15 protein-coding genes are annotated in these 17,185 nt (G+C 71.2%); 5 read left to right on the plus strand and 10 right to left on the minus strand.

Translation table 11 applies throughout. The features are described from left to right. Positions 1–80 precede the first annotated feature (80 nt). The 5 genes from ACWCPW_RS50115 to ACWCPW_RS50135 all read right to left on the minus strand — a co-directional run bounded on the left by ACWCPW_RS50115 (position 81) and on the right by ACWCPW_RS50135 (position 5,173). Positions 81–773 carry a UDP-N-acetylmuramate dehydrogenase gene (locus ACWCPW_RS50115; protein WP_449768355.1) on the minus strand — a complete coding sequence of 231 codons (693 nt, stop codon included), beginning with the start codon at positions 771–773 and terminating at the stop codon, positions 81–83. Between the two features lie 40 nt (positions 774–813). Then, on the minus strand, positions 814–1,878 hold the full coding sequence (locus ACWCPW_RS50120) for an IS110 family transposase (RefSeq protein WP_449768356.1): 1,065 nt from the start codon (positions 1,876–1,878) through the stop codon (positions 814–816). Between the two features lie 234 nt (positions 1,879–2,112). Beyond that, positions 2,113–3,138, minus strand: a complete 1,026-nt coding sequence (locus tag ACWCPW_RS50125) for a serine hydrolase domain-containing protein (RefSeq protein WP_449768357.1) — start codon at positions 3,136–3,138, stop codon at positions 2,113–2,115. Continuing rightward, a complete protein-coding gene (locus tag ACWCPW_RS50130) occupies positions 3,135–4,457 on the minus strand; it encodes a UDP-N-acetylglucosamine 1-carboxyvinyltransferase (protein ID WP_449768358.1) in 1,323 nt (440 codons plus the stop codon). Before ACWCPW_RS50130 ends, ACWCPW_RS50125 begins: the two co-directional genes overlap by 4 nt. 5 nt (positions 4,458–4,462) lie before the next feature. Beyond that, a complete protein-coding gene (locus ACWCPW_RS50135) occupies positions 4,463–5,173 on the minus strand; it encodes a hypothetical protein (protein WP_449768359.1) in 711 nt (236 codons plus the stop codon). A gap of 222 nt (positions 5,174–5,395) precedes the next feature. On the opposite strand from ACWCPW_RS50135, the gene ACWCPW_RS50140 reads away from it, so the two are divergent. Next, positions 5,396–6,745: a helix-turn-helix domain-containing protein gene (locus tag ACWCPW_RS50140; RefSeq protein ID WP_449768360.1), complete on the plus strand. Its 1,350-nt coding sequence runs from the start codon at positions 5,396–5,398 to the stop codon at positions 6,743–6,745. Next, entirely contained in the window at positions 6,714–7,058 is a 345-nt protein-coding gene (locus tag ACWCPW_RS50145; RefSeq protein WP_449768361.1) for a hypothetical protein, read from the plus strand. Before ACWCPW_RS50140 ends, ACWCPW_RS50145 begins: the two co-directional genes overlap by 32 nt. Before the next feature lie 599 nt (positions 7,059–7,657). Here ACWCPW_RS50145 and ACWCPW_RS50150 read toward each other — a convergent pair. Next, complete coding sequence (locus ACWCPW_RS50150) at positions 7,658–8,131, minus strand: hypothetical protein (RefSeq protein ID WP_449768362.1); 474 nt, start codon at positions 8,129–8,131, stop codon at positions 7,658–7,660. 155 nt (positions 8,132–8,286) lie between these two features. Between ACWCPW_RS50150 and ACWCPW_RS50155 the strand changes: the two genes are divergently transcribed. After that, the gene (locus ACWCPW_RS50155) at positions 8,287–8,610 is read left to right on the plus strand and encodes a hypothetical protein (RefSeq protein WP_449768369.1); all 324 of its coding nucleotides are present in this window, start codon (positions 8,287–8,289) and stop codon (positions 8,608–8,610) included. Between the two features lie 751 nt (positions 8,611–9,361). On the opposite strand, the gene ACWCPW_RS50160 is transcribed toward ACWCPW_RS50155, so the two are convergent. Next, positions 9,362–10,987 (minus strand): MFS transporter, encoded by a 1,626-nt coding sequence (locus ACWCPW_RS50160; protein ID WP_449768363.1) that lies wholly within the window; start codon positions 10,985–10,987, stop codon positions 9,362–9,364. A 145-nt stretch (positions 10,988–11,132) separates the two neighbouring features. Here ACWCPW_RS50160 and ACWCPW_RS50165 point away from each other — a divergent pair, with 145 nt between their 5' ends. Continuing rightward, complete coding sequence (locus ACWCPW_RS50165; protein WP_449768364.1) at positions 11,133–11,741, plus strand: Lrp/AsnC family transcriptional regulator; 609 nt, start codon at positions 11,133–11,135, stop codon at positions 11,739–11,741. Between the two features lie 434 nt (positions 11,742–12,175). Here ACWCPW_RS50165 and ACWCPW_RS50170 read toward each other — a convergent pair whose 3' ends face one another. Both ACWCPW_RS50170 and ACWCPW_RS50175 read right to left on the minus strand, forming a co-directional pair. Beyond that, complete coding sequence (locus ACWCPW_RS50170; protein WP_449768365.1) at positions 12,176–12,511, minus strand: hypothetical protein; 336 nt, start codon at positions 12,509–12,511, stop codon at positions 12,176–12,178. Further along, a complete protein-coding gene (locus tag ACWCPW_RS50175; protein WP_449768366.1) occupies positions 12,508–13,149 on the minus strand; it encodes an isochorismatase family protein in 642 nt (213 codons plus the stop codon). Before ACWCPW_RS50175 ends, ACWCPW_RS50170 begins: the two co-directional genes overlap by 4 nt. A gap of 889 nt (positions 13,150–14,038) precedes the next feature. On the opposite strand from ACWCPW_RS50175, the gene ACWCPW_RS50180 reads away from it, so the two are divergent. Further along, entirely contained in the window at positions 14,039–14,185 is a 147-nt protein-coding gene (locus tag ACWCPW_RS50180; protein WP_449768367.1) for an integrase core domain-containing protein, read from the plus strand. Between the two features lie 145 nt (positions 14,186–14,330). Here the strand turns inward: ACWCPW_RS50180 and ACWCPW_RS50185 are convergent, their stop codons facing one another. Then, positions 14,331–15,524: a ricin-type beta-trefoil lectin domain protein gene (locus ACWCPW_RS50185; RefSeq protein WP_449768368.1), complete on the minus strand. Its 1,194-nt coding sequence runs from the start codon at positions 15,522–15,524 to the stop codon at positions 14,331–14,333. Positions 15,525–17,185 lie beyond the last annotated feature (1,661 nt).

Below are 17,185 nucleotides of genomic sequence, written 5' to 3' on the forward strand. Positions count from 1 at the left end.
GGACCGCGAACGCTGCCGGGCGGCGGGTATCGGCGACGAGGTCGAGTTCGCCACCAAGCCGGACCTGGGCCTGCGAATGCTCAAGCGGGCCGTGGAATCCGGTATTCCCTTCCGCGGGCTGCGCGGTCGGCCGCTACGCCTGCGGCGGCTTCGGCCAATGGTGGGGTCGCCCCGAGGGTGACGTCGAGGGCTTGGGCCAGGTGCCGGTAGGTGATCGGCGCGGCGTGGCTGCGTGGGGTCAGGCGCAGGGTGATGTCGAGGATGGTGAAGCGGCCCGGGTCGGTTTTGAAGCGGCTGGTGCGGTAGCCGAATCGGCATTGGTCGCGGGTCAGGCGCACGGTGCGTCCGGTGTGGTGGTCGTGGGCGGTGAGCGCGGTAAGGGTGTCGGCGATCTCCTGTCCGTAGGCGCCGGCGTTCTGGACGGGCGCGGCTCCTGCCGTGCCGGGGATGCCGGTCAGGTACTCGATCCCCGAGAGGCCGTGGGCGACGACATGGGCGACGAGTTCGACCAGGGGCTCGCCGGCCCTGGCGGTCACCTCGACGGTGTCGTGCGGGCCGTGGGTGGTGGTGATGCCTCGGATGGCCATGACCACGACGACGCCGCGGTGTCCGACGTCGGGCGCCAGGACGTTGCTGCCGCCGCCCAACACCCACGGGCGGCAGGGCAGTTCCCCGAGGAGGTCGGGCCAGGCGGTGGGGTCGGTGTGGACGAGGAGTCGGTCGGCGGGGCCGCCGAGGCGCAGGGTGGTGTGGTCGGCGAGAAGGTCACCCATGGTGAGCCTCCGGGTGGTGGGGTGAAGCTCCTATAGATCGTCAAGCGGTCTGTGGGAGCGATTGCCTGGTGTGGATCATGTGGGGTAGGTGGCGGTAGATCTCGCGGGCGACGAATCGTTTGAGGCACCGGATGACGTCCTTCTTGGTCATGCCTTGGGCGGTGCGGCGGACGACGTAGTCCTGGGTGCGCCGGTCGTATTTCATGCGGACCAGCACGATGGTGTGCAGTGCGTTGTTCGCCGCGCGGTCACCACCCCGGTTGAGCCGATGACGGTTGGTGCGGCCTGATGATGCCGGGACCGGGGCGGCCCCGCAGAGGTGGGCAAAGGCGGCTTCGGAGCGAAGTCGGTCGGGGTTGTCGCCTGCGCTCGTCAGCAGCTGACCGGCTGTTTCGGGGCCGACCCCGGGCAGGGCGACCAGCCTCGGGGCGGCTTGGGCCACCAGCGGTCCGATCTCCTTGTCCGCGTCCTTGATCTCCTCGGCGAGCCCCTGGTGGCGGCGGGCGAGTCGCCGCAGCGCGATCCTCACCGCGCATGCGGGATCGTCGAGTTCGCCGGCGGGGCGGGAGCGGGCCAGGGTGTCGACCGGCTCTCGCGTGGACAGTCCTCGCAGCTTGTCCCGCACCGTGGACGGCGCGGTGACGATGAGGGTGCGGATCTGGTTGATGGTCTGGGTGCGGGCCTTGACCGCGCTCTTGCGGACGACCCGCAGGGCCCGGATCGCCTCCACGATCCCGTTGCGTGCTTTGGGTGTTCCGCCGGCCCGGCCGGACAGGACGGCGGTCGCGGCCCCGTAGGCATCGATCGGGTCCGACTTGCCGTTGTCCCGCCTCGCTTTGCGGTCCGGCCGGTCGACCTCGACGACGGTGATGCCGTTCGCGGTGAGGAACCGGGCGATCTCGGCGCCGTAGGCACCGGTTCCCTCGATCCCGACGGCAAGGACGTCACCATGTGCCCGGAGCCGGTCCAGCAGCCGCCGGTAGCCCTGCGGGGTGGTCTCGAACTGCTCGGTGGCCAGGTGCCTGCCGATGCCGTCGACGACCGCGGCCTGGTGGAGGTCGGTGTGGGTGTCGATCCCGCCGACCACCGCCATCTCGTCTGCCATGCTGTTGTGTGCTGCCCTTCCAACGCTCACCGGTGGGAGGGCGCGAGCCGGTCGGGCAGACGGACAAGACAGTGATGGGACCTCTGGCCAGGCTCCTATGAAGTCACGGAAGCCCGACCGGCCACGCGCCGGACGGCATCGCCCGGCAGGCCGACGATTCACCACAAGGACAACCGAAGCGTCAGTCAGGTGGAGAGTCAGACCTCCGGGCGATGCCATGGTCAATCCTCACTGTCAGGTGGTGGTGAGGGTTTTGCGGGCGAGGGTGCGCAGTGGGGCGAGGCGGGGGCTGGGTGGTCCGTGGTAGACGGCGTTGGTGCAGATCGTGATGTAGCGGCCGGTGGTGGGGGCGAGGTACAGGCTGGTCCCGGTCCAGCCGTGGTGGTAGACGACGTGGCCGTCGTCGACGAGCAGCCAGGCGAGTCCTCGGTCGAGGCCGGGTTCGACCGAGGCTTGGGGTGTGCGCGAGGCGGTGAGCCAGGTGTGGAGTGGTTGTTTCGGGTCGAGGAGGTGTTCGGCGTAGCCGGCGAGGTCTGCCGCTGTGGTGAAGGTCCCGGCGTGGCCGGCGATGCCGCCGAGGAGGGCGGCGTTGTCGTCGTGGACGCCGCCCCAGATCCGGGGTGCTCCGGCGAGACGCTGTTCCGTGGGGGCGACGTTCGGGCCGCGAGCGACGGGTCCGTACGTGGTGTGGGGCATGCCGAGGTCGGTCCACAGTTCGGTGGCGAGTTCGTGTAGCGACCGCCGGTGGACGTGGGTGAGGGCCAGGCCGAGGAGGATGAAGCCGCGGTTGAGGTAGCGGTGGCGGCCCGGTGCTTCGTCGAGGGGTTCGCGGCACAGGAGTTCGGCGAGCGGGTTGGGGTTGCCGCGGTAGCGGTCCAGGCGGGTTTCGGCGCGCAGGCCGCTGGTGTGGGTGAGGAGTCGGCGGATGGTGGCGTGGGCGCCGGGGGCGTCGCCGGTGATCGGGACGAGGTACGTGCCGACGGGAGTGTCGAGGTCGAGGAGTCCGGTGTCGAGGGCGCGGCCGATCAGGGGCCAGGTGGCGATCACCTTGGTGAGCGACGCGACGTCGTAGACGGTGTGTTCGGTGGGTGGGGCGTCGCCGCACTCCGGTGCGACGACGCCTGCGGTGATCGTGACCCGCTCTCCCTCCCGGGTCCCGCAGACGATGACGCCGCCGGGGCTGCCGCCGGTGGTGACGAGGGTGTCGAGGGCGTCATGGAGGGCTTGGACGTCGGTGCGGGAGAACGGCGTCGGGTTCATCGGTGTGGATTCTCCGTGGTGGTGAGGGTGGCGTGGGCTCCGAGGGCGGTCAGGGTCGGCACGAGGCGTTGGTAGCCGCGTCGGAGGTGGTGCATGCCGCGGATCGTAGAGGTTCCGTCCGCTGTCAGGGCGGCGATGAGGTGGGCGGTGGCGGCCCGGATGTCTTCGCCGTGCACGTCGGCGGGGTGGAGTCGAACGGGTCCGCGAACCCGGATGCGAGGGCCGTCGGTGGCGACGTCGGCGCCGAACGCGCGTAGGCCGGCCACGTGGGTGTCGCGCCTGGGGTAGATCGTCTCGGTGAGGGTCGAGGTGCCGTGGGCTTGGGTGAGCATGGTGGTGAGTTGGGGTTGGGTGTCGGTCGGCAGGCCGGGGTGCGGGCCGGTGCTCGCGGCGACCGGGAGGAGTCGGTCGGGGGCGAGGACGGCGACGGCGTGGTGCAGGTCGGTGAGGGATACCCCGGCCTCGCGCAGGGGTGTGGTCAGGCCGATCGGCAGGTCGGCGAGGGCGATGCCGTCGAGGAGGACGTGGCCGCCGGTGGCGGCGCAGGCCATCGCCCAGGTGGCCGCCTCGATCCGGTCGCCGGGGATCGTGTGGGTGCCGCCGGTGAGGCGGTCGGTGCCGGTGACGTGAAGGCCGTCGTCGGCCCAGTCGATACCGGCACCGGCGGCGGCGAGGAACGCGGCGGTGTTGACGACTTCGGGTTCGATGCTGGGATGGGTGATCAGGCTGTTCCCGGGCGCGTGGGCGGCGAGCAGGAGGGCGGTGACGGTGGCGCCCATGCTCGGGCCGTAAGGCGTGTTCACGTCGACGCGGAACGGGCGGGGCCCGTGGGGGTGGAGGAAGGCTCGGATGGTGTGGCCGTCGTCGGTGACGGTGGCGCCGGCTTCGGTCATCGCGGCGAGGTGGCGGTCGATCAAACGTGGGCAGAACGCGTCCCCGCCCGGCCGGGGCATGCTCACGCGGCCGGCTCGGGCCAGGACGGCGGCGCCCAGGATGGTGGTCACGCGCACCCGGCCGCCCAGGACGGGGTGGATCTCGGGGAGCGGGCGGTCGGTCGGGGTGACGCGGAACTCGCCGTCGGTGTGCTCGGCCTCGGCGCCGGTGTGGCGCAGGATCGCGGCGCATACGTCGGTGTCGACGATGGCGGGGGCGTTGCGCAGCACGGTGGGGCCGTCGCACGCGAGGGCTGCGGCGTACAGGTGGAGGGCGATGTTCTTGCTCCCCTGGATGGTCGCGGTGCCGGTGAGGGGTGTGCCGCCGGTGATCCGCAGCATGTCCGTGGCCTCGGTCGCCGTGGTGGTGGGGTGCGTTGTGGTCATGGGGCTCACCTGATTCGGGTGCCGCGCGGCAGGAGGCCGCCGATGTGGTTGCGGGGGAGGATCACCGTGCCGGGGCCGATGAGGGTGGCGGGGCTGAGGACGGTGCCGGCGGGGAGGGCGACGTCGTCGCCGATCACCGCGCCGAACTTCGTCTGGCCGGTGCCGATCCGCTTCTCGTCGAGGACGAGGGTGATCTCGTCGGTGGCGGGTTCGGTGACCGGGCCGGTGACGCGCATGCCGGTCGTGGTGCAGAACGCGCCGACGTTGACGCCGTGGCCCAGGATCGAGTCGCCGACGAATGCCTGGTGCACCATCAGCACGCGGCCGGCCAGGAGGCTGCGGGTGATCTCCGCGCCTCCCGCGATCCGGCAACCCGGGCCGATCACGGTGTGGTCGCGGATCACCGCGCCGGACCCGATCACGGCGCCGGCGCAGATCAGCACGGGACCCGTGATTGTGGCGCCGGCCTCGATCCTTGCCCCGTCCTCGACGCGGATCGCTCCGGTCAGGCGCGCGTCGGGGTGGACGGCGGCGGTGGCGGCGATGGTGGCGGTGAGGTGGTCCAGGTCGGCGGCGATGGCCGGCTTGACGTCGAACACGGTGGCGCAGCGAGGCAGCAGGTCGGCGATGTAGCGGTGTGTGACCTGTCGCGGGTCGATGTAGTAGGCGGGGGTGAGGCGTTCGTCGGGATGGGTCGAGGTCAGGGTTGTGCGCACGGTCGCTCCTCGTGCGGTGGGGCCGGACGGCATGGTGGCCGCCTCGGACGCGGACCGGGAAGTGGGTACCGCGTGGTCCCATCACGCCTCGGACCGGGTCGTCGCGTCCCGGCCGGGAACGCATGGCGCAAACCGTTTGCGTGTTGTGCAAAGCGGTTCATCGTGGGGGTGTGCGGGTGCTATCACTGGGAGTTCCCGCACCGGCAGGCGAGGAGGTCGTTCGTGGCCACCGTCAGGCAACAGCGGCAGCGCCCGGGTTCGGGCACGCGGGTGCGACAGGCCCGCCTGGCGCGGGCGTGGACGCTGGCCGAACTCGGTCGGCGTGCCGGGTACTCCGCCGCGCAGGTCTCCCGGTACGAACGGGGCCTCGCGCCGTTGACGGATGTCACGGTCATCCGGCGGTTCGCCCACGCGCTGGAGTTGTCCGTCGAGGATTTCGGGCTCGCGCCCGCGCCGGCGTTACCGGGATCGCGTCCGGCCGCGAGTGGATCGCTTCCGGGGTTGCCGGGTCCTACTGTTGTGCGCGAGGAACCACGAGAGGGCGAGAACGTGCGCAGACGACGCCTGTTGGCGAACCTGGCGGCCACCGCCTCCCTCCCCCTCGTCGGGGCCGGAGGCGCGCGGACGCCGGCGTCGGGCGATGTCCTGGTCACGCGGGTGCGCGACGCGATGCTCGGTCTGGACGCCGCGCCGCCGACGACCACGACGGCGCGGGTGCGCGGCGCCTTGGCGGTGGCCATGGGCGACTATCACGCCGGTCACTACGGCGCCCTCGCGGAACGTCTGCCGTGCCTGGTCGCGGCCGGCCATGCCCTGGCCGATGACACCGCGAGCGCCGAGCACCAGGTGCTGCTCGGGGAGGTCTACGTGCTGACCACGCGCATGCTGATCAAACTCGACGACATCCAGTTGGGGTGGATGGCCGCCGACCGTGCCCGCGCCACCGCCCACGCCGGCAACAGCCCCCTCGTCGCCGCGGAAGCGGCCCGCAACCTGGCCGTCCTCGCCCGCAAGGCCGGGTGGCACGAACAGGCCATGCGCATCGCTCTCGACGCCGCCGACCATCCCACCCTCCAAGGCCCCTCCCCGCGCTTCGCCGCGGAACGAGGACTGCTGCTGCAGTCCGCCGCCTACACGGCGGCGAGGGCCCGGGACCGGGACGGCATGCGTGAACTCACCGACGAGGCCGCCGCAATTGCCGCCCGCCTGGGCGGGGTCATGCTCCGCGACCACGGCGGCGGCTTCGGACCCGCCACCGTCGCCCTCCACCGCATCTCCGCCGAGAACGCCGCCGGCGACCCCGGCGCGGCCATCGCCGCAGCCCGCACCATCGCGCCGGCGGCACTGCCCACCGTCGAACGCCGCTGCCGCTACTTCACCGACATCGCCACCGCGTACGCCCATTGGGGACGCCGCGACCAAAGCCTGCACGCACTGCTGAACGCCGAACGCTGTTCCCCCGAGGAAACCCACGCCCGACCCGCCGTCCGCGCTCTCGTCACCACCCTCCTCGTGAGCGCACGCACCACACCCGAACTCCGTGCACTCGCCGCACGATGCGCCATCACCTGACCGGGCCGCCCCCAACTGGTGGGAGACGGCGGACGGGGTCGCAGAGGCGCTGGAGGCGCTGGAGGGCGTGGCGGCCGGTCCGGATCGCTGCAAGGCACCGGACGCCACCGGACACGCCGTGCGCGCCCTGGTCGCGCTCCTGGCCGGCGTCGACATCCGGGCCGCCGACATCCTGCACCCGGTGACCACCGTCCTCGGCCCGGCGCTCGACGTGTTCGAGGCCCACGTCCAGGCGACGAACAGAGCCACCGATGGCGGGAAACCCGTCGCCGGACGAATTCGTGCGGAAGCCGGGGACCCGCACCTTCCGTGAGTGGGATCATGCGATGTGACCCGTGTGGCGTGGACGCGATATGAAGGCAATGACGTCGAGGCCGTGGTGGCGATGTTCGTCAACCGTGAGCATGTCGACTCGGTGCGGATCACCCCCTCGAGCGGCGACGGTGGAGTGGACATCCTCGATCGCGGCGCGGGACCGAACGGCACCGACGTGGTGTACCAGGTCGAGAGGTACACCAGGCCGTTGGATACCAAGCAGAAGGGCGAGGTCGAGAAGTCCCTGCGCGCGCTCGTGCGGGATCCCCGCTGGGCCGGGTTGAACGTGGGGCCCCGGCGTCTGGTGACGCCGTGGGATCCGACGCCCGAGGCGCAGAACTGGCTGCACGACCTCGCGATCGCTCACGGCGTGAGCCCGAGGTGGCGAGGCCTCACCTACGTCGAGCAACTCGTCGCGAAGTACCCCGACATCGTGGACTACTACCTCAACGGCGGCGCGGATCGGATCAAGGAGGCGCACACAACGGCCGCCGCGCTCTTCGGGGTCGAACGGGGCGAACCGAGCACGGACGTCGGCGAACTCGTGCAGCGGATCCAAAGAACGCTGACGATGCTCGACACCGACCCCCACTACCGCTACGAACTACGCTTCGGCGAGGGGTCCCTCCCACCTGTGCCCTCACGGCCGCGCCTCGCGATGACCTGGATGTCCGGCGACACTCGCGGCGGACCGTGGATCGCCGTCGATGTCATCGCGCGGTGCGCGGCGTCCGCGCAGGAGCGCCCCATCACCGTCACCGGGGGTTCCCCGACACCGGCGGCAGCGACTTCGAGGAGATCCTCCGCGGCTTCCTCGACTACGGCGCCCCGTTCACCAGCCCCGGCGGGGCCTACCGGGGACTGGTCGACGCGCCGGGTGGCCTGGGTGGCCCTCTCGAGCACGCGACCGTCACCGTCCTTCCGGTCGCCGACAACCTCGGCGACAACGCCGAGTTCCTCCTGGAGGTGCTCGACCCCCGCGGGACCGTCCTGGCCTCCGTCGATGTCGACCGGGTCGAGCGCAGCCGCAGCACGGCCGGGATCAGGGTGGTACTCGAGGAACCTCATCATGTGTTCAGAATCGAGGAGCGCTACAACCCGGCCCGGGGCGCCGGAACCCGCACTGTTACCTTCGGCGACTTCGGGGCTGAACCGGTGAACGCCGTTGGTCGATGTCGGCCTCGATCACGGTGGTGTCGACGCGGAGTTTGCGGCACCTCAGCAGCTTGTCCTCGACCAGTTTTCCCAGCAGCTCGACCGCCCGTCCGCTCGTCGACGAGGGCGACGAGTCCGGCGTCGTGGGCGGGCCCGCGGGGCGGGGTTCGCTGGTGTGGTTCTCCTCCCGGCGCGACCCCGTCCAGCCGGCGCGGTTCGTGCGCACCCGCGTCCTGGACCCACAAAGACGCAACTGGCTCCGCAGCTACGCCGCCGCCGAGCGCTACCGCGACGCCCAAGGAGACCTCGAGACCCCTTTGGACACCGTCGACGTCGACCCGCACGGCGTGAAGTTCCCGTCCCCGGCAGGGCCGGGTCGGCCGACGCGGTCGTAGCCGTCCGCGGGCGACCCGCGGATCAAACGCGCGATCCCAAGCACACGTGGCGAGCGACGGTCACGCCGTACCGCGTGATGGAGCGTCGTCGACGACACGACCCGGGGTCTCGAGGGGGCTCCGCCTTGGGTGTCCTTGTCGGCTCCGACGCACATCCGGCGGTGCAACGCCCTCACGATCGGGCCCGGGTCCGTCGGACACGGCCGGAGTGCGTCGTCCGGCGTGAAGCGGTCACGTCTCGGCGGAACCCGCACGGCCCGACGCGCGCTGCCGCCAACCACCGCCACATCGTGCGCTCCGACACCCCCACCGCCTCGGCGGGACCGCCACGTGCGCGGGTGACACCACCCGCTTCCGCCGAGGCCGGCAGACGCCGCACCACCAACGGCCGCAACACTGCCGTATCCGAGGAACCGGCAGGACGGTACCGAAACCGAACAACGACCCCTCGCCATACCGGGCGGCACACCCACACCACTGGGGGCCCGACACAGGAAAGGGCAACCCCGCGACGGAACAACCCGCTCGTGTCAGGCAACCGACGTCAGTCGACGGTCATACCCGTGACAATCGAAACGATCACGGTCGTTCGTGCCCCGGCCGGCACACGAACGCCCCCACGACACCCCCACCCCACTGACGACCAACCACCACCCCCGGGACACACACGCACACCCCGAGGAAAGGCAACTCCCGCCTCACGACCCCCCCAGCCCTGCAACCCGCACGGCGCTCCGACCGACCGCGGAACTCACGGAGTCGCCCGGCTCCCCGTCCCCTCGCCCTCGGTCGAGGGGCCCGCCTCGACCACTTCCTGCGTCTTCTCCGCTTCCTCGGCTCCCTCCTTCCCCCGGCTCGGCGCCGAACGGAACAACGCCCAACTCGCCGCGGCGAAAAGCCACACGGCGATGCCGCCGTAGAGGGTGATCAGCTCGAACCCCTGGATGAGCGCGTGCGCCCGGATCGTGTCGGTCGGGTCGAGTCGGCGCAGTTCGGGGAAGGCACGCCGCAGATCCTCCGCGTCGTCGCCGTTGGCCACGCGCTCGGTCAGCGACCGCAGGCGCGCGGTGGGCAGGCGTTCCGGCAGATGCGCGCGCAGGTGGGCGGAGACACCGGCGGTGAGCAGCAGCCCCATCATGGAAATGTTGATCGCGAGCGACGTCATCCGAGTGGTCATGTCGAGGCCCGAGGCCATGCCGGCGCGCGCGGTCGGCAGCGAACCTGTGGTGGTGTTGGTGACGGGCGTGTTGGCCAGCCCGAGTCCGATGCCCGCCACGGTCATGCCGGGCAACAGGTCGGCCCAGGTCGGGTTGTCGGTGCCACTGCCGATCCACATCAGGAAGAATCCGCACCCGATGACGAACAGCCCCGCGGGTATCACGACTTCCGCACGCAGCCGGAGCAGCAGGCGTTCGGCGAGCGGCGGCAGCACCAGGGTGGGCAGCGTGTACGCGAGCAGGGCCGTGCTCGCCGTCACGACCGCGTGCCCGAGGCCGTGTTCGAGGTGCGCGGGCAGGTAGATCATGAGCGGCCAGAAACTGAAGTTCATCGCGGCCGAGCCGAGCAACGCGCCCGAGAAGCGACGATTGCGGAAGACGGAGAAGTCGAACATCGGGTGTCGACCGACCCGTTCGGCCACCACGAAGCCCGCGAGCGAAATCAGGGTGAGGCCGAGCACGACCGTCATCGCGGGGTTCGCGAGGCCCGACGTCGGGGCCCGTGTGATGACGAACGCCAGGCCGAAGATGCCCGACGACAGTGTCACCAGACCGGGCACGTCCACGCGCGTCGCGTGCGGGTCGCGGGACTCGCGGACGCCCCGGGCCAGAAGCGGCAGTGTGAGCAGCGCGATCCCCACGTGGACCAGGAAGACCCACCTCCAGTCGGCGACCTCGACGATCAGACCGCCGATGGCCGGCCCGAGGCCGAGCCCGGCGCCGAAGACGATGCCCCAGACGCCGAACGCCCGGGCCCGCGCCCGGCCGTCCGGGAACCGGTGGGCCAGGATCGCGATCTGGCAGATGAGCATCGCCCCACCGCTCGCCCCCTGGAGGAAGCGGGCTGCGATCAGGAGCGGTGTCGTCGTCGCGAGCCCACACACCAGCGAGGTCGCGCCGAACGCCGCCACCGCCGCCGCGAGGACCCGTTTGCGGCCGAACCGGTCCGCGAGGGACCCGGTCGCCATCAGCACGGTCGTCACACCGATCGTGTAGGCGTTCATGATCCACTGGGTGTCCGAGAACGAGCCGTGCAGAACGGTCTGCAACGTCGGCAGGACGACCGGGACGCTGGAGATCTCCAGTCCGAACATCAACGCGGACAGACAGATCGCCGCCAGCGCGAGGAACGCGTTGCCGTCGGCGCGCGGGTGTTTCATCGCGAGTCCGTTCCTCCCCTCGAATCACCGGCCCGACGGATCGCCGAACCAGCGTCCATCGTCGTCGGGACGACCCGACGAACGAACACGCGATCACCGGCATCCGACCCTTCACGGACTCGCATCCTGCGGTATCGTCCGCGTCATGGCGTCGAATCCACGGCAGGCGATCGATTCGACCGACGCGGCGATCCTGTCCCTGCTCCAGCGAGACGGCCGCATGAGCACGGCCGAGCTGGCCCGTGAGATCAACATGTCCCCGTCGTCCACAGCGGACCGACTGCGCCGGCTCACCGATCACGGAATCATCAGCGGCTACCGAGCCGTGATCGACCAGGCCGCGATCGGCCATCCCTTGACCGCGTTCGTCCGCCTCCGCTTCGCCGGCGCCGCCAAGACCGCCTTCCTGGACATGCTCCGAAACACCCCGCAGGTCCTGGAGGCACACCACGTCACAGGCGAGGACTGCTACCTGATCCGGGTCGCGGCGCGATCCATGGAAGACCTGGAGGACATCTCGACCAGGATCGCCGTCTTCGGCCACGTCACCACCAACATCGTCTTCGCCAGCCCCATCCCCGCCCGCCCCCTCACCCCCGACCCACCCCCCACAATCGACGCCGCCGACGCCCGGCCCGAACAGCCCCACCCCCGAACCCCCCGGCCACGCCCGACCTCCGCCCTCCCCGCACGCCCGACGGGTTCGACCCGATCCCCCACCGAACCCGTACACCTGTCGCACGGTCCTGGGTGAGTGTGGTGCTCGGATCCGAGCACCCGAGCGCGGCCCCGCGCACGCGGGGATGTTCCGAGGCGGGCGTCATCCGCGTCGTCGGGGAGGTCCGGGCGGACTCGCCCGGCGCGATGATCCTCATCGAGGAGATCGGGAACGGTCCACACCCGCGGCCACCCGGCGCACGGTGGAACACCTGATCGGTACGGCCCACCGCAAGGCGTGCGAGGTGACCCGGCGATCGGCATCGCGGCCATCTCGTCGTCGAACTCGGCGTGCTGCTGCGGGTCGAGCGCGGCACGCACCGCACCGGTGGTGCGGGGGACCGTCGTGCTCGTGCGCCGCGAGCACGACGGTCGGGCGGCGGGTGCGCGATTGCCGCGGGGCAACCACGTCATTCACCGGTGTGCTCACAACGGCGGTCGGTGTGGCTGTCGATGCCCGGCGCTCATCGCTCATCGCTCGTCGCCGTGGAGCGTTCGCGTGCTCGTGGGTCGCCTTCCGCCACCGGATCGCAGGCGCAGCGCGCGCCCGACCAGGGGAAGCGTCACGTACGTCATCAGCGTGCTGAACACCACGGCGACGACCGCGTCACGGGCCGCCATCGGTAGGGCGCCGAGACGCGGCAGCAGCCAGAACTCGGCTGCCATGGACACCGGGTAGACGGCGGCGGCGGCCGACAGCGCGGCCTTCCACCGCGGGCCGCCGCCCGTCGTGACGTCCGCGGGCCGTGTGGCGCGGTCCCGGGTGTCCGCCGTGCGGTCGGCCGCCGGGGACGGGGGCGCCGTCACACACCCATCTTCGCGTAGGCCTCGCGGATCTGGCCGTTGAGGATGCCGAAGTCCATGGCGAGGGCGGCGTACACGTCCCGAGCCAGGGGGTGCGCGTTGTCGCCGAGCATTTCGACGATCACCGACGAGTGGTCGACGGGAATCACGCCGGCCTGCTGCATGCGAAGCATGCCGGTCTCGCGCTTGGTGCGGTTGAAGGTGCCGGACGCGTCGACCACGCCGTACACGTCGTATCCGGCACCGGTGGCCGACAGCGAGGGCAGGGTGAGGCACACCTCGGTGGACACGCCCGCCACGACGAGCTTGCGGCGTCCGGTGGCCTCGACGGCCTCGCGTACCCGCGGCTCGTCCCAGGCGTCGACGGTGCTGCGGTCGATGACCTCGAGCCCGTTCGGGAGCACCTGCGCCAGCTCGGGGATGAGCGGTCCCCACAGGAAGTCGGCCGCGGTGGTCGTGGCGATCACCGGGACGCCCAGCAGGACGGCGGCCCTGGTCAGCGCAACGACGTTGTGCTTCAACTCGGCGACCGGGTAGTCGCGTACGGCCGCGAAGAGCCCGAGCTGGTGGTCCACGAGCAGCAGCGCGGCGTTGTCGGCGGTGAGCTTGCCGGTGAAACGGGACGAGGCGGGAGCAGACACGGCGGGGTTCCTCCGATGCGACGGGAACGACGGGAACGGTGCGGGCACCGCGGTACGGTGCCGGCGCGGCGGTCGGGAGTCGGTCAACGCCCGTGCCGCGCCTTTCGATCCACCACGCTAGGTCCGTCCGGCCCGGCGGACCGGGGGCTCCCGGCGCCGGGAAGGGGACCCGACATGCCGCGGCCCCACACGCCCGGGCCGGACGCCGCAGGCGGACGCCGCCCGCACCGAGGACGTGGGGCGATCTGTCGAGAGGGCGGACCGAGGCATCCGCGTCATGGCCACCGAGTACATCGCCGCGGGACCGACCCGCACCGGATCAGGTCGAGTCCGATCAGGCGGGAAGCATCCCCGCGTTCGTGCGGCCGACACACCACACCAGGTGTTCGTCATGGGACCCGACAGCATCCCCGCGTTCGTGGGGCCGACGCCGGATGAACGGGGCATCCACCAGGAGGTGGCAGCTTTTCGTTCGGTTGCACGCGGCCGCCGGTGCCGTGCCCCGCTCGCGGATGTACGCGCCCCAGTGTGTCTCACCACAACGCTCATCGGCGCCCTGCGGGCGTGGCGGTGGGCCGTCGGGCCGGCCGGGGATCGTGACGGGCAGGCCCGACGCCGTTCTCGACGCCCGGGTGGGAACGTCGCCGGAAGCGGCCATGACATTGCGTCCCGCGGCGCGGTGGCTTCGGTCGTCATGAACCGTTCCCCCCGCCCTCGGTTGCGTCATCCTGAGGTTTCGGACCGTGACGACCCGAGAGGGGCGATCGCCATCATGGGCGAACACAACGAACCCGCCCCCGACCCGTCCAGGGCCCCCGCCGGGCAACAAGGACGGGCAGCCCACCCCGGACGGCCGCCACAAGAAGGACCCGAAGTAGGTGACCGGTGTGTGCGCCCCAAAAACGCCTCGGTCGGGTCCGAATGGATGACCTGGTACAACGACGAACGCCCGCACTCCGCGCTCGACTACATGCCACCGATCGAGTACGAGCAGCAACACTGGGCCGACCAGGAGCAAACCACGCAGTCCGCGTGAACAACCGCAAACGGACTCTACAAAACTCGGGTCGGCTCATCATTCCTCTGCCCCCGGACACGAAACGAAGGCGTTTCCGGTCCTTCGGAAGCGGCCGACCGCGGGGACAGCCGACGGCGGGCAGCGCCCGCCGTCGGCTGTCCGGTCACGCGGGCGAGGCCGCGACGGTGCTCGGCAGCGTCCAGCGCTGGCCGACGGATCCGTCGCACGTGACGAGGTCGAGCTGTGTCCCGTCCGCCGTTCCTGACGACCCGTCGCGTAGACACAGCCCCGAACCGAGGTTCCACAAGCCGCCGCTGAGCGCGGGCAACCAGACCTGGTAAGGCGAGCCGTTGCACGGGTGCAGGGCGACCATCGCCCCGGTGGTGCCCAGGCACATGCCGGCATGCCGGATGGTGCCGTCGATGGCGACGGTCCACTGTTGCGCGGCGCCGCCGTGGCAGGTCCACAGGATGACCGGGTTGCCGGGCGTCGTCGCGTTCCAGGCGTCGTCCATGCACTTGCCGGGCGTGCCGGCGGTCGTCGGGCCCACCGGGTAGCCGGGCTTCGAGGTCGATGAGAACGACTCGGTCTCCAGGCCCTGGCCGCCGTTCCAGATCTCGAATCCGGCCTCGACCGCGATCAGGTGCCAGTCCGGGTTCACCACGCCGCGCACGACCGCGTCGCGGACGAACGCGCGCAGGTCGAGATCGGTGACGGAAGCCGTCGGGTTCTGCAGTCTGTAGCCGAGCAGCGGCCACGTCTTGCCGTTCGCGCTGATCGTGGTCTGCCACGCGATGTACGGGACACCCCCGATGTTCACGACCGTCCCCGGCGGGCTGTCCAACGCAGGGCGGCGGTCGAGCCAGATCATCAGCTCGGCGCCGTCCGGCTGGCCGCTCGGGTCGGTCGTCGGCGTCGAGTTGAACCACAGGTCGTACGCGATGTTGTAGTTGCCGGTGCTCGTCGGTCGCGTCGACCAGCTGCTCTTCGCCGAGCCGATCTCACGGACCGGGAGAGGGAGTTCGGTCTTGGCCGGGTCAGTGCAGGTACCCCAGTGGCAGCCCTCGAAGATCTCCGGGTACGCGGCCGGCCCGGCCGGCGGGCTGACGTTCGCGCCGGACGTGCTGACGGTGAATCCGCCCGCCTCGTCGACCGTGAGGCACTGCGCGAAGCCGCCGTAGTTGTTGTTGTCGACGATGTAGCGACCGTTGGCGACCGGTGCGGTGGCGTACTGCCCGCACATCGGCGCGGGCGCGGCGCTCGCCGAACCTGGCGTCGCGGCAAGACAACTCGCGCTCAACGCCGTCGCCAGCAGTGCGGACTTCCAGCGCGCCGCCAGCCTGTGTGCGATCGACACGTTCCTCGCCCCTTCCCCCGTGTGGCCATGACCCGGGAAGCCTACCCGTGGCGTGTTGGTTCGGGAGGTAAAGGTGCAGTCCGTGGTCTGCTCCGACCGAGTTCATCAGGGCCTGTAACCGTGCGGGTGGGGGCGCGTTCGACCACGCTCGTCAGTAGCGTTGCAGCGCGATCCGGGGGGCGATCCAGGCGCGGACGGCCCGGATCGCCCGAGGCCAGGACGGCGACAGGGTTCCCGAAGCGGGCGTGAGCCCCCTCTCTCCGCTGTCGTCGGGAGGCGGCGGCACCGGGTTGTCGTCGATGGCGGTGAACTGGAAGTACTCGTTGCGGTCGCCGCGGCGCCCGGTGGTGGTGCCGGGGGCGGTTCGACGAACTTGACATCGATCTGAACGCGGTGACCCGGGAGTTGCTTCTCGTAGCACTTCCACACGTCGCCGAGCAGCACGTTCAGCGCGGCGCCGAAGTCGGCCGGCGTGACGACATCGGCGGGTCCACCGCCGCAACCTCCCCCGCGACACCGCAAGTTGCGCCGCCGCCCGACTCCGATCCCAGGCCGCGGCGGCGCCCGCCACCTGGGGCTTCCGTCAACACGGAACCCGATTCCACAGGTCCGCGCAAGGCGCGGCGACCCTGCGCCGTCGGGCGCCTGCCATGGGAACCGTCCACACCGCCTACCCGGAGGTTCCCGCATCCCGCATCCCGCATCCCGCGCATCGTCCGCCGCCGACGGGCCACCCGTCGTGCGCGCGGCCGGAAGGCTGTCGTCCCGCACGGCACCGTCGCCGGCCTCGTCCGCGCCTTCATCGACCGGCTCCGGGACCACCCCGAACGAGACGTCGCGCTGCGGGAGTTGGACTCGTGGTGGCGCCCCGACGGATGGACCATCGCATGGCAACGCGCCGCCAACGAAGTGCGCCTGCACCTCACACACGGCGGCAGCCTCGACGAGCTGGTGCCCCGGGTACATCGCGGGCGGCGAAGGCATCGGCGGATGGGCGCGGCGGCACGCCAAGCCCGCCGTCCGGGCCAAGCTGCTGCCTGGACAACTCGAGCAACTCCACGAACTCGGCATCACGGCCGAACACGGGCACGGCGCAGCGGCGGGCGACGGTGGGGCGGCGGGTGGCGGCGAGCGGGGCGGCGTGGTGGAGGGCGGTGCGGTTGTGGGCGGCGACACCGTCGGGGCTGCCCGGGCGCCGAGGCGCGGGCGGGGGGCGTGGGAGACGGCGTTCACCGCGGCCGTCGCCTACCGCGAACGCGAAGGCGACCTGGAAGTACCCCGCGCACACGTCGAGACCGTGCATGTGACGGGTGGCGCATTGGTGGAAGGCGGCGCGGCGGCGTCGGTGGTCGGCGGGTCGGGGACGGGTCCCGGCTCCGCAGATGGCGGTGCCGGCGAGAGGGTCGAGGTGCGGTTGGGCAAGTGGGTCAACAACCAACGCCCCCGCGGGGATCGTTGAGCGAGGAGCGGGTGCGGCTGCTCACCGAACTCGGCATGCGGTGGTGAACCGCGTTGTCGGGTGGGGGTGTTCGCGTTCGGTGGGTGTGAGGTTCGGAGTGGGATCGAGGGGGTGGGCATCACCAGGCGGTGATTTGGAGGATGTAGACGCGTTCGTGGCGGGGAACGACCTGGTAGACGAACATGCCGTTCGCGACCAGGGC

This window comes from Embleya sp. NPDC001921, assembly GCF_053594475.1.

Coding starts and splice junctions, on each gene's coding strand:
- ACWCPW_RS50115 (WP_449768355.1), bottom strand. CDS start 773: ATGGGTGACCTTCTCGCCGACCACACCACCCTGCGCCTCGGCGGCCCC.
- ACWCPW_RS50130 (WP_449768358.1), bottom strand. CDS start 4,457: ATGACCACAACGCACCCCACCACCACGGCGACCGAGGCCACGGACATG.
- ACWCPW_RS50160 (WP_449768363.1), bottom strand. CDS start 10,987: ATGAAACACCCGCGCGCCGACGGCAACGCGTTCCTCGCGCTGGCGGCG.
- ACWCPW_RS50150 (WP_449768362.1), bottom strand. CDS start 8,131: ATGATGAGGTTCCTCGAGTACCACCCTGATCCCGGCCGTGCTGCGGCT.
- ACWCPW_RS50120 (WP_449768356.1), bottom strand. CDS start 1,878: ATGGCAGACGAGATGGCGGTGGTCGGCGGGATCGACACCCACACCGAC.
- ACWCPW_RS50125 (WP_449768357.1), bottom strand. CDS start 3,138: ATGAACCCGACGCCGTTCTCCCGCACCGACGTCCAAGCCCTCCATGAC.
- ACWCPW_RS50165 (WP_449768364.1), top strand. CDS start 11,133: ATGGCGTCGAATCCACGGCAGGCGATCGATTCGACCGACGCGGCGATC.